Below are 11,956 nucleotides of genomic sequence, written 5' to 3'. Positions count from 1 at the left end.
CGGCTTTACGTCGCCGGCGAGAAGCGGTTCGATTTGGGAAAGCCCTGCGGCGCCATGCGCCCGGCCTGTGCCCGTTCGCCGAGCCATTCGGAAAGGTCGCCGAAAGAGCGGCTGTGGCTGCGCCCGGCCGAATCCTCGAAGATGAGCCCCTCCTCGCCGTCAAAGAAGCGCACATCGGAGATCTCTCCGTCCTTGTAGCGCTGCAGACGCACGCCCTTGCCGCGCGACATCTCCGGCAATTGCCTCGCCGGGAAGACGAGGAGCTTGCGGTTCTGGCCGATGACGGCCACGTGGTCGCCCTTCGCGACAACGCAGATCTTCGCCTCGTCCGCCCCGGAGACGTTGAGCACCTGCCGGCCCTTCCGGGTATTGGCGACCATATCGCTCTCCGCCACGACGAAGCCGTTGCCGGCCGCCGAGGCGACGAGGCGCTTTGCCGCCGGGTCGTGGACGAAGGCGGTCACGATGTCCTGGTCGTTGTCCATCTCCACCATGAGGCGCACCGGCTCGCCATGGCCGCGTCCGCCGGGCAGCTTCGCCGCCTCCAGCGTGAAGGCCTTTCCGGCGGTGGAGAAAAGCACGATCTTGTCCGTCGTATAGGCCGGGAAGGCGATCTTCAGCCGGTCGCCCTCCTTGAAGGCAAGCGCGGCGAAGTCCGTCAAATGCCCGCGCATGGTGCGCAGCCAGCCCTTCTCGGAGAGGATGACGGTGACCGGCTCGCGCTCGATCATCGCCTGCTGGATCTCATCCACGTCGATCTCCGGCGCCTCTGCGAAGGAGGTGCGCCGCCGCCCCAGCTCCGTATCGGGGCCGAAGCTCTTCCTCACCTTTGAAATCTCGAAGGCGACGCATTTCCACTGCCGCTCTTCCGATGCCACCAGGTCGGTGAGATCCGCCTGCTCCTTCGTCAGCGCCTCGTGCTCCTTGCGGATCTCCATCTCTTCCAGCTTGCGCAAGGCCCTCAGGCGCATATTGAGGATCGCCTCGGCCTGCACGTCGGTAAGCTGGAAGGCCTTGATCAGCTCCGGCTTGGGCTCGTCGCTCTCGCGGATGATGCGGATCACCTCGTCGAGGTTGAGATAGGCGATGAGGTAGCCGTCGAGGATCTCCAGCCGATGGGCGATCTTGCCGAGCCGGTGCCGCGTGCGGCGAAGGAGCACCTCTTTGCGATGCGCCAGCCATTCGGCGAGGATGTCGCGCAGCGCCATCACCTTCGGCACCCGGCCTTCGGAGATGACGTTCATGTTGAGCGAGAAGCGCACTTCCATATCGGCGCGCTTGAACAGCGATTCCATCATCAGATCCGGATCGACCGTTCGGCTCTTCGGCTCGATGACGATGCGGACATCCTCCGCGCTCTCGTCGCGGATGTCGCCGACCAGCGGCAGTTTGCGCGCCTCGATGAGGCCGGCGATCTGCTCGATCAAGCGCCCCTTCGCCACCTGATAGGGGATTTCGGTGACGATGGCGGCCCAAGAGCCGCGCGCCCCCTCCTCCTTCTCCCATCGGGCGCGCACCCGCATCGTCCCGCGCCCGCTCGCATAGGCCTCCAGCCGATCGGAGGCGGGCGAGACGATGATGCCGCCGGTGGGAAAATCGGGTCCGGGCACCAGTTCCAGCAGCTTTTCGGCCGTGGCGTTCGGATGCTTGATGAGATGCAGCGCCGCATCGCAGAGTTCGGCGGCGTTATGCGGCGGAATGTTGGTGGCCATGCCAACAGCGATGCCGGCGGCGCCATTGGCGAGGAGATTGGGGAAGGCGCCCGGCAGCACGACCGGCTCCTCGTCCTCCCCGTCATAGGTCGCCCGGAAGTCGACCGCGTCCTCGTCGATGCCTTCCAGCAGGAGGTTGGCGACCTCCGTCAGCCGCGCCTCCGTGTAGCGCATCGCGGCGGCGTTATCGCCGTCGACATTGCCGAAATTGCCCTGCCCGTCGACCAGCGGATAGCGCACGGCAAAGGCTTGGGCGAGGCGCACCATGGCGTCATAGATCGCCTGGTCGCCATGCGGGTGGAAATTGCCCATCACCTCGCCGACCACCTTGGCCGACTTCTTGAAGCCTGAGCCAGGCAGGAGCCGCATCAGCCGCATGGCGTGCAGGATGCGCCGGTGCACCGGCTTCAGCCCGTCGCGCACATCCGGCAGCGCCCGGTTCATGATCGTCGACAGCGCATAGGCGAGATAGCGCTCTTCCAACGCCTCTCTGAGATTGACCGGAAGGATGTTCTCCTCGCCGCTTCCCGGCGGTGGAATCACTTGGCTGCCCATGGCCCTCTATTTGGCCGATTGCGCGCTCCGCGACAATCGCGCGGTCTCATGCTACGTCGACGCCATGCCGCCCGCACTCCCGCCAGACCTGCCGATTGAAGCCTTCGCCGAAGCCGCGCCGCCCGGTGCGCGCCTTGCCGGCCTCGACCTCGGCACCAAGACCATCGGCCTTGCCCTGTCCGATCCCGGCCAGCGCGTGGCGAGCCCGGTGACGACCATCCGCCGCGTCAAATTCGGCAAGGACGCCGCCGCGCTCCTTGACCTTTGCGGTCGCGAGAAGGTGGGCGGCCTCGTGCTCGGCCTTCCCGTCAACATGGATGGCAGCGAGGGCCCGCGCGCCCAGGCAAGCCGGGCCTTCGCGCGCAACCTGCGCGGCCTCACCGCTCTGCCGATGACCTTTTGGGACGAGCGGCTGTCGACCATGGCGGTGGAGCGGGCGATGGTGGAAGCTGACCTTTCCCGGGCCAAGCGCGCCGAGCGCATCGACGCGGCCGCCGCCGCCTATATCCTGCAGGGCGCGCTCGACCGGCTGGCGACGCTGAGGCGCAAGGCCGCCGGATAAGCACAGGCGCCGTTACCGCGATGGGCCTGACACGGCATCGAATGTCAGGGTATCAGCCGGACACGCAAAAAACACCTTCGACATGCCGATGGCGGCGCGGAATGGATACCAAGGCCACGCCTTGGCATCACGACAGACTGCGCCTCAGCATTGCTTGTCGTCATGCCTGCGCCGGGCTTGTCGTCATGCCTGCGCCGGGCCGTTCAGCCTTCCGGAAAGGCGTAGTCGAGCAGCGCCTTCATGTTGAAGCGCCGATCGAGCATGCCGTAGGTCGCCCGCCAGGGCCGGCCGAGCCGCGATTCGATGAAGGCGTCGGCGAAGACCGGCGGAAGATCGCGCCTCAGCGCCGCCGCGGCGGCCGTCAAGGCGAGCTGCTCCGTCAGCATGCGAGCGCTGCCCTCGTCCTCGCGCGCCACGTCGGCGGCGGCCGCCAGCACCTCCACCGCGGCCCGCCCGTTCGGCCCGAGCTCCTGGCGCAGGCTCTCCAGCACCGCCGGCAGCGCATCGCCGTCCCGCTCCAGGACCCTCAGAACGTCGAGCGCCATGACGTTGCCGGAGCCTTCCCAGATGGCGTTGACGGGTGCCTCGCGCACCAGTCGCGGCATGACGCTTTCTTCCACATAGCCGTTGCCGCCGAGGCACTCCATCGCCTCCGCCAGAAAGGGCGGCGCGCTCTTGCAGATCCAGTATTTGGCAACCGGCGTCATCAGCCTGGCATAGGCCGCCTCCTCCGGACGCTCGGCTTGCATGTCGAAGGCTTCCGCCAGCCGGAAGGTGAGCGCGATGGCGCCGGCAAGATCCAGCGTCAGATCGCACAGCACCCGCTGCATCAGCGGCTTGTCGATCAGCGCCGAGCCCATGACGTGGCGGTGGCGGCAATGGTGCACCGCCTCCGCCAGGCCGGCGCGCATCAGCCCGGCGGAGGCGGTGGCGCAATCGAGCCGCGTATAGGTCACCATCTCGATGATGGTCCTGACCCCTCGCCCATCCTCGCCGACGAGCCAGGCATGGGCGTCCTCGAACTCCGCCTCCGAGGAAGCGTTGGAACGGTTGCCGAGCTTGTCCTTCAACCGTTCCAGGCGGATGCCGTTCTCCGTGCCGTCCGGCAGGATGCGCGGCATCAGGAAGCAGGAAAGGCCCTTGTCGGTCTGGGCGAGCACCAGGAAGGCATCCGACATCGGCGCCGACATGAACCATTTATGGCCGGTCAGACGGAAATAGCCCTGATTGGTCGGCTGGGCGCGGGTGGTGTTCTGGCGCACATCCGTGCCGCCCTGCTTTTCCGTCATGCCCATGCCGATGGTCACGCCCTGCTTGTCGCCCGGCTTGCGCAGGGCGCGGTCGTAGGTCCGCGACAGCAGCTTCGGGCCCCATTCGGAGAGCAGCTCCGGCGTGTGCCGGAGGCTCGCCAGCGAGGCGTTGGTCATCGTCATCGGGCAGATATGGCCGCATTCGGTCTGCGCCGTCATGTAAAGGCGCGCCGCGCGCGCCCGGTGGCGCACAGGCTCCTCCTCGCCGCCGCGCTCCCAGACGGAGCAATGCAGCCCGGCGGCGACGGAGCGCCGCATCAAGGCGTGATAGGCTGGGTGGAAGTTGACCTCGTTGATGCGCCGCCCCTGCGCGTCGTAGCGCTCCAGCGTCGGCGCCTCGCCGTTGGCCAGGCGAGCGAATTCGCGCGCTTCCTGGGAGCCCCAGAAACGCCCGACATGGGCCAGATCCTCGCGCACGCCGTCGGAAAAGCCGGAGCATTCCAGATCGAGCAGCGGGTCGGCATGGAAGAGGTCGACATTGACGCGCGCTGGTGTCTGATTGAACACCGCATGCGTTCGTTCTTGGGCAGGCTTAAGGTTCTCGGCCATCTTCTCGGTCTTCGTTCTAGCGACGGCAACATAGGGCGGATTTCGCGCACCATGCACCATCGCCGCCCGATCCGTCTCCCCATGGCGATTCAATCCAGGGGAAAATCGCAGCGCCGTGGCTTCGCCGAGTTGCCGGTCTTGCCGATTGAGCCTATAGCCAACCCTTTAATGGCCGACGCTCCTTCCTTCCCGCATCAGCATCTTCTGGGCATCCAAGGCCTTTCTCCGTTGGAGATATCCGCGCTGTTGGATCTCGCCGAGGAGGAGATCGCGGTCTCGCGCCAGATCGAGAAGAAAAAGCAGACCCTGCGCGGGCGCACGCAGATCAATCTCTTCTTCGAGGCCTCCACCCGGACCCAGTCGAGCTTCGAGCTCGCCGGCAAGCGCCTCGGCGCCGACGTCATGAACATGGCCGTCGCGGTCTCCTCGGTGAAGAAGGGCGAGACGCTCATCGACACGGCCATGACCTTGAACGCCATGCGCCCGGATATCCTCGTCGTGCGCCACCATTCCGCCGGCGCCGTGGAGCTTCTCGCCCAGAAGGTCGAATGCTCCGTCATCAATGCCGGCGACGGCGCCCACGAGCATCCCACCCAGGCGCTTCTCGACGCGCTCACCATCCGCCGCCACAAGGGCCGCCTGCAGGGCCTCAAGGTCGCCATATGCGGCGATATCCGCCATTCGCGCGTCGCCCGCTCCAACATCATCCTGCTTCAGGCGATGGGGGCGCAGATCCGCCTCATCGCCCCCTCCACGCTGCTGCCGACGGCGATTGACCGCTTCGGCGTCGACATCTTCAACGACATGCGCCAGGGCCTCGTCGGCGTCGATGTGGTGATGATGCTGCGCCTGCAGCGCGAGCGCATGAGCGCCGCCTATGTCCCCTCCATCCGCGAGTATTTCCGCTATTACGGGCTCGACGTGGAAAAGCTCGCCCTTGCCGCCCCGGACGCTCTGGTCATGCATCCAGGTCCGATGAACCGCGGCGTGGAGATCGACCCCCTGGTGGCGGACGGTCCGCAGAGCGTCATTCGCGAACAGGTGGAGATGGGCGTCGCCGTGCGCATGGCGGTTCTGGAAGCGCTCGCGCAGCACCTGCCGAATCGCTAGCTCAAAAATGCCGCCCATGCCCCGTCCCATCCTCCTCGCCAACGCCCGCATCGTCGATCCCTCCCGCGGTCTCGACAGTCCGGGTGCCGTCGTCGTCTCCGACGGGCGCATCGTCGCCGCCGGGCCGGAAGCGGCCAATCAGGGCACGCCGGAGGGCTGGGAGGTCTTCGATTGCGCCGGCAAGGCGGTCATTCCCGGCCTTGTCGATATGCGCGTCTTCGTCGGCGAGCCCGGCGCGGAGCATCTGGAGACGCTGGAGACGGCGAGCCGGGCGGCGGCCGCTGGCGGCGTCACCACGCTGGTGACGATGCCCGACACCGATCCGGTCATCGACGATCCCGCGCTCGTCGATTTCGTCTTGCGCCGCGCCCGCCATTCCGCCCTCGTCAACATCCATCCCATGGCGGCCGTGACCAAGGGGCTTGCCGGCGAGGAGCTGTCGGAATTCGGGCTTTTGAAGGATGCCGGCGCCGTCGCCTTCACCGAGGGCCGCCGCTCGCTGCGCAACGCCCAGGTGATGCGCAACGCCCTCACCTATGGCCGCGACTTCGACGCCCTCATCGTGCACCACACGGAAGATGCCGATCTGGCCAGCGCCGGCGTCATGAACGAGAGCGAGGTTGCGACCCGCCTCGGCCTTCCCGGCATTCCGCGCGAGGCGGAGACCATCTTGCTGGAGCGCGACTTGCGGCTCGCCCGCCTGACGCGCGGCCGCTACCACGCCGCGCAGCTCTCCTGCGCCGCCTCTCTCGATGCCGTCCGCCATGCCAAGGCTGGCGGCCTTAGTGTCACTGCCGGGGCGGCGATTGCGCATCTTTCCCTCAACGAGGGCGATATCGGCTCCTATCGCACCTTCTTCAAAATGTCGCCGCCGCTCAGAAGCGAGGAAGACCGCCTCGCCATGGTGGAGGCCCTGGCCGACGGCACGCTTGATATTGTCGTTTCCGCCCACGACCCGGAGGATGTGGAGGGCAAGCGCCAGCCCTTCGCCGAGGCGGCGGACGGCGCCGTCGGCCTGGAGACCTCGCTTGCGGTCGGCCTTCGCCTCGTCCATTCCGGCGACGTGCCGCTGCTGCGCCTGGTGGAAGCGATGTCGACCGCGCCGGCCTCCCTCCTCGGCCTTGCCGGCGGCACCTTGAAGCCCGGCGCCCCGGCCGACCTTGCCGTCGTCGACCTTAATAGGCCCTGGGTGGTGACGGAGGAGGCCCTCAATTCCCGCTCCAAGAACACCTGCTTTGAGGGGGCGAAGCTCTCCGGCCGCGTGACGCGCACGCTGGTTGCCGGGAGGACCGTCTATCCTTATGCAGATGGAGAGCGGGGAGCTTAGCAAGCAAGCCCTGAGGCCGCTCGTATGGGGGCAGAGCCGTGACGGCCGATCCGATCCAGCTGGCATTCACCTGGGCCGCTCTTGGCGGCCTCGTCTTCGGCTATCTTCTCGGCTCCATTCCTTCCGGGCTGATCCTGGCGCGCCTTGCCGGCTTCGGCGATATCCGCGGCATCGGCTCCGGCAATATCGGCGCCACCAATGTTCTGCGCACCGGGAATAAGAAGCTGGCCGCAGCGACGCTCCTCGCCGATGCGCTGAAGGGCACGCTCGCCGTCCTCCTCGCCAGCCGCTTCGGCACCGAGCCGGCGCTCGCCGCGGCCTTCGGCGCCTTTCTCGGCCATTGCTTTCCCGTCTGGCTGCGCTTTTCCGGCGGCAAGGGCGTCGCCACCTATTTCGGCATCCTGCTGGCGCTTTCCTGGCCGACCATGCTCGCCGCCGCGGCGATCTGGATCGGCACGGCCTTCGCCACCCGCTATTCTTCCCTTGCCGCGCTGCTGACGAGCGCCGCAACGCCCGTCATCTTCTTCGTCACCGGGCAGATCGCGCTCGCCGAACTCTTCCTCATCGTCACCGTCATCCTGTGGTTCCGCCATCGCGCCAATCTCGCCCGGCTCTTGAAGGGCACCGAATCGCGGATCGGTCAGAAATGAGCGGCGGCTGAAGATGCCGGGGCGTGGGGGCGGCCCCGAAGCTGGCGAAGGCATCCGCCTGACGGGCGAACAGAAACGCGCCTGGCTGCGCCTCATCCGCAGCGAGAATGTCGGCCCGCAGACCTTCCGCTCCCTCATCAACCATTACGGCTCCGCCGCCGCGGCGCTGCGCGCCTTGCCGGAACTGTCGAAGCGGGGCGGCGCGCGCCGCACCTTGAAGATTGCCAGCGAGGCGGAGGTGGAGCGCGAGCTTGCCGCCGCGGCGCGGATCGGGGCCGATTTCATCGGCGTCGGCGAGCCGCATTACCCGCCCTGGCTGCGCCAGGCCGAGCAGCCTCCGCCGCTCATCGCCCTGCGCGGCGACGCCGCCCTTCTCGCTCGCCCGGCGGTGGCCATCGTCGGCTCGCGCAACGCCTCCATCGCCGGCAAGCGCATGGCCGCCCGCCTTGCCCGCGGGCTTGGAGAGGCCGGCTTCACAATCGTCTCCGGGCTTGCCCGCGGCATCGACGCCGCCGCCCACGAGGCCGCGCTGGGGACGGGAACGGTGGCCGTCTTCGCCGGCGGGGTCGATATCGTCTATCCGCCCGAGCACGAAGCGCTTCTTGAGCGCATCCTCGCCGCGCAAGGCGCCCTCGTCAGCGAGATGCCGATGGGCTGGACGCCGCGGGCACGCGACTTCCCACGCCGCAACCGCATCATCGCCGCCATGACGCTGGCGACGGTCGTCGTGGAGGCGGCGGAGCGCTCCGGCTCCCTCATCACCGCCCGCCTGGCGCTGGAGGAGAACCGCGAGGTCATGGCGGTGCCCGGCTCGCCGCTCGATCCGCGTGCATCGGGCACCAACGGCCTCATCAAGAAGGGCGCCAGGCTGGTGACGGATGCGGCCGATATCGTGGAGGCGCTGTCGCCGATGCTGGCCCTGCCGAAACGGGAGGGCTTCGAGCTTCCCAAAAAGACGCCCCCGCCCGCCATGGTGGAGCCGGCCGGCGAGGAGCGGGCGAAGGTGGTGGACGCGCTCGGCCCGGTCCCGGTCACGGTCGACGACCTCATCGCAGAGACCGGGCTCGCCGCGCGCATCGTCAGCGTCATTCTCCTGGAGCTGGAGCTCGCCGGCCGGCTGGAGCGTCATCCAGGCGGACGCATTTCTCTGATCTTCTGAGCATCCTATCCCGCGGCCCCTGAAGCGCCGTGCTCCTCGCTCGCATCGCGTTCGCGCGAGGCTTCCCGCCAGGCCTCCAGCACCACCATCTCGGCGAGATAGCCAAGAAAGGGCATGCGCGCCTCCTCCGCCATCCGCCGCAACTGGCTCGCCTGAACGGCAATCTCTTCCGCGATCTCCTCGCGCCGCTTACCTTCCACCAACGTCAACGCCCCATCAGCACGCAAGACGTGCGTCTATGTATTTATTCGCGTTTTAGTTGAATAACAGTCGGGAGGATAGAGGCCTGACCGCTGCGCTCCTGGCTGCCCTGCCCTTCTGCGGCCTTGACCCAGCCGCCCGGGCAATCCAAGTGAGGCAACCGCGCGGCGCCTGTTTCCGCCCAAGGAGTAGATTTCCATGGATCTCGTGATTGTCGAATCGCCCGCCAAGGCGAAGACGATCAACAAATACCTCGGCTCCGACTACCAGGTCCTGGCCTCCTACGGCCATGTCCGCGATCTGCCGTCGAAGGACGGATCGGTGCGGCCGGACGAGGACTTCGCCATGTCCTGGGAGGTCGCGGACAAGGCCAAGAAGCGCCTTGCCGAGATCGCCGAGGCGGCCAAATCCGCCGACCGGATCTTGCTCGCCACCGACCCTGATCGCGAGGGCGAGGCGATTTCCTGGCACGTCCTGGAGGTTTTGAGGTCGAAGAGGGGGCTGAAGGACAAGCCGGTCGCGCGCGTTGTCTTCAACGCCATCACCAAGCGCGCCGTGGAAGAGGCCATCGCCCAGCCCCGGGAGATCGACGACGCGCTGGTGGAGGCCTATCTGGCGCGCCGCGCTCTCGATTACCTTGTCGGCTTCTCCCTTTCGCCGGTTCTGTGGCGCAAGCTGCCGGGCGCCCGTTCCGCCGGCCGTGTCCAGTCCGTGGCGCTGCGCCTGGTCTGCGACCGGGAATCGGAGATCGAGCGCTTCCGCCCACAGGAATACTGGTCTCTGACCGCCGAGCTCGCCACCCCCGCCAAGGACAGCTTCACCGCCCGGCTCGTCGCCGAGGACGGCAAGAAGCTGACCAAGCTCTCCATCGGCGACGAGGCCCAGGCGACGCGGCTGAAGAAGCTGCTTCAGGACGCGGCCTTCCGCGTCGAGAGCGTGGAATCGAAGCCCCACAGCCGCAATCCGCAACCTCCCTTCACCACCTCCACCCTGCAGCAGGAAGCGCAGCGAAAGCTCGGCTTCGACGCCACCCGCACCATGCGCGTCGCCCAGCGCCTCTATGAAGGCGTCGATGTCGGCGGCGAGACCATCGGCCTCATCACCTATATGCGTACCGACGGCGTCGACATCGCTCCGGAAGCGCTGTCGGCCGTGCGCGACCTCATCAAGTCGGATTACGGCGCGCCCTACCTGCCGGATCAGCCACGGCGCTATTTCGTCAAGGCCAAGAACGCCCAGGAGGCGCACGAGGCGATTCGCCCCACCGACCCTGCCCGCCTGCCGGCGGATGTTGAGCGCCGTCTCGACAGCGACCAGGCGCGGCTCTACGAGCTCATATGGAAGCGCACCATGGCGAGCCAGATGGCCTCCGCCGAGATGGAGCGCACCACGATCGAGGTGGATGCGCGTTCCGGCTCCAGCACGCTCGGCCTTCGCGCCACCGGCAGCGTCATTCGTTTCGATGGCTTTCTCGCCCTCTACCAGGAGGGTCGCGACGAGCCGGAGGACGAGGAAGGCGGCCGCCTGCCGCCCGTCGCGGCGGACGACCCGCTGAGCGCGCTCGGCGTTGCCGCCAGCCAGCATTTCACCGAGCCGCCGCCGCGCTACACCGAGGCTTCGCTCATCAAGAAGATGGAGGAGCTCAGCATCGGCCGGCCTTCCACCTATGCCCAGACGATGAGTGTCCTGCGCGATCGCGGCTATGTGCGGCTCGACAAGCGCCGCCTGGTGCCGGAGGACAAGGGCCGCCTCGTCACCGCCTTCCTGGAAAGCTTCTTCCGCCGCTACGTGGAGTACGACTTCACCGCCGATCTGGAGGAGAAGCTCGATCTCATCTCCGCCGGCGAGATGTCCTGGCAGGCGGTGCTGCGTGACTTCTGGCGCGATTTCAACGCCAATCTTGAGGACATTCAGGGCCTGCGCGTCGCTGAGGTGCTGGAGGCGCTCAACGAGATCCTGGGCGACTTCATCTTTCCCCCACGCGAGGACGGCAGCGACCCGCGCACCTGTCCCCAATGCGCCGATGGCAAGCTCTCCTTGAAGCTTGGCCGCTACGGCGCCTTCATCGGCTGCTCCAACTATCCCGAATGCCGCTACACCCGTCAGCTCGCCGAGCCGGAGCCCGACGGCGACATGGCGCAGCAGGCGATGAGCGCGGAAGGCGTCGCCCTTGGCGAGGATCCGGACACCGGCGAGCCCGTCAGCCTGCGCTCCGGTCGGTTCGGGCCCTATGTGCAGCTTGGCGCCGACCCGGCGAAGGGCGACGACAAGCCCAAGCGCGCCAGCCTGCCGCGCGGCTGGGACCCGGAGACGATGAACCTGGAGAAGGCCTTGCAGCTTCTCTCCCTGCCGCGCGAGATCGGCGCCCATCCTGAGACCGGCAAGCCGATCACCGCCGGTATAGGACGCTACGGCCCCTTCGTCTCCCATGATGGCAAATACGCCAATCTGGACAGCCTTGAGGAGGTCTTCACGGTCGGCGCCAACCGCGCCGTCGCGCTTCTGGCGGAGAAGAAGGGCCGCCCGGGCAAGAAGGAGCTGAAGGCGCTCGGCGAGCATCCGGACGGCGGCCCCGTCACCGTCATGGAGGGGCGCTACGGCCCCTATGTCCATCACGGCAAGATCAACGCCACCCTGCCGCGCGGCAAGGACCCTGAGAGCGTCACGCTGGAGGAGGCTCTGGCGCTGATTGAAGCCAAGGCCGCCAAGGGCGGCAAGACGGCAAAGGCGAGCAAGGCGAAGACGGCCAAGACGGCATCCAAGAGCGCATCCAAGACCAAGGCGCCGGCGAAGAAGAGCCCGGCAAAGGCGAAAGGCTGAC

General features: G+C 67.4%; 9 protein-coding genes. 6 read left to right on the top strand and 3 right to left on the bottom strand.

The genetic code is table 11. The features are described from left to right. Window positions 1–5: 5 nt before the first annotated feature. Entirely contained in the window at window positions 6–2,267 is a 2,262-nt protein-coding gene (parC, locus tag Q331_RS0107625) for a DNA topoisomerase IV subunit A (protein WP_026380195.1), read from the bottom strand. Between the two features lie 64 nt (window positions 2,268–2,331). Between parC and ruvX the strand changes: the two genes are divergently transcribed. After that, window positions 2,332–2,829 (top strand): Holliday junction resolvase RuvX, encoded by a 498-nt coding sequence (ruvX, locus tag Q331_RS0107620; protein ID WP_034491489.1) that lies wholly within the window; start codon window positions 2,332–2,334, stop codon window positions 2,827–2,829. Window positions 2,830–3,032: 203 nt separating this feature from the next. Here ruvX and Q331_RS0107615 read toward each other — a convergent pair whose 3' ends face one another. Then, a complete protein-coding gene (locus Q331_RS0107615; RefSeq protein WP_084174881.1) occupies window positions 3,033–4,688 on the bottom strand; it encodes an isovaleryl-CoA dehydrogenase in 1,656 nt (551 codons plus the stop codon). Window positions 4,689–4,856: 168 nt separating this feature from the next. On the opposite strand from Q331_RS0107615, the gene Q331_RS0107610 reads away from it, so the two are divergent. From Q331_RS0107610 to dprA, 4 genes are read left to right on the top strand one after another with little or no spacing between them, the layout of a single operon-like run. Further along, on the top strand, window positions 4,857–5,798 hold the full coding sequence (locus Q331_RS0107610) for an aspartate carbamoyltransferase catalytic subunit (protein WP_026380192.1): 942 nt from the start codon (window positions 4,857–4,859) through the stop codon (window positions 5,796–5,798). A 16-nt stretch (window positions 5,799–5,814) separates the two neighbouring features. Further along, a complete protein-coding gene (locus Q331_RS0107605) occupies window positions 5,815–7,125 on the top strand; it encodes a dihydroorotase (RefSeq protein WP_026380191.1) in 1,311 nt (436 codons plus the stop codon). A 38-nt stretch (window positions 7,126–7,163) separates the two neighbouring features. Next, on the top strand, window positions 7,164–7,775 hold the full coding sequence (gene plsY / locus Q331_RS0107600; RefSeq protein WP_051630794.1) for a glycerol-3-phosphate 1-O-acyltransferase PlsY: 612 nt from the start codon (window positions 7,164–7,166) through the stop codon (window positions 7,773–7,775). Between the two features lie 13 nt (window positions 7,776–7,788). Continuing rightward, on the top strand, window positions 7,789–8,934 hold the full coding sequence (dprA, locus tag Q331_RS0107595) for a DNA-processing protein DprA (RefSeq protein ID WP_026380189.1): 1,146 nt from the start codon (window positions 7,789–7,791) through the stop codon (window positions 8,932–8,934). Between the two features lie 5 nt (window positions 8,935–8,939). On the opposite strand, the gene Q331_RS0107590 is transcribed toward dprA, so the two are convergent. Next, complete coding sequence (locus tag Q331_RS0107590; RefSeq protein WP_026380188.1) at window positions 8,940–9,137, bottom strand: hypothetical protein; 198 nt, start codon at window positions 9,135–9,137, stop codon at window positions 8,940–8,942. A 196-nt stretch (window positions 9,138–9,333) separates the two neighbouring features. Between Q331_RS0107590 and topA the strand changes: the two genes are divergently transcribed. Next, window positions 9,334–11,955 carry a type I DNA topoisomerase gene (gene topA, locus Q331_RS20510; protein ID WP_034491437.1) on the top strand — a complete coding sequence of 874 codons (2,622 nt, stop codon included), beginning with the start codon at window positions 9,334–9,336 and terminating at the stop codon, window positions 11,953–11,955. The last annotated feature ends 1 nt before the right edge of the window (window position 11,956 follow it).

The organism is Afifella pfennigii DSM 17143 (assembly GCF_000688515.1).
GTDB lineage: Bacteria > Pseudomonadota > Alphaproteobacteria > Rhizobiales > Afifellaceae > Afifella > Afifella pfennigii.
This window is presented reverse-complemented; position numbering and strand designations above follow the sequence as displayed.

Excerpts from the sequence above, each read along its gene's own strand:
- parC (WP_026380195.1), bottom strand. The coding sequence starts at position 2,267 with ATGGGCAGCCAAGTGATTCCACCGCCGGGAAGCGGCGAGGAGAACATC.
- ruvX (WP_034491489.1), top strand. The coding sequence starts at position 2,332 with ATGCCGCCCGCACTCCCGCCAGACCTGCCGATTGAAGCCTTCGCCGAA.
- Q331_RS0107615 (WP_084174881.1), bottom strand. The coding sequence starts at position 4,688 with ATGGCCGAGAACCTTAAGCCTGCCCAAGAACGAACGCATGCGGTGTTC.
- Q331_RS0107610 (WP_026380192.1), top strand. The coding sequence starts at position 4,857 with ATGGCCGACGCTCCTTCCTTCCCGCATCAGCATCTTCTGGGCATCCAA.
- Q331_RS0107605 (WP_026380191.1), top strand. The coding sequence starts at position 5,815 with ATGCCCCGTCCCATCCTCCTCGCCAACGCCCGCATCGTCGATCCCTCC.
- dprA (WP_026380189.1), top strand. The coding sequence starts at position 7,789 with ATGCCGGGGCGTGGGGGCGGCCCCGAAGCTGGCGAAGGCATCCGCCTG.
- topA (WP_034491437.1), top strand. The coding sequence starts at position 9,334 with ATGGATCTCGTGATTGTCGAATCGCCCGCCAAGGCGAAGACGATCAAC.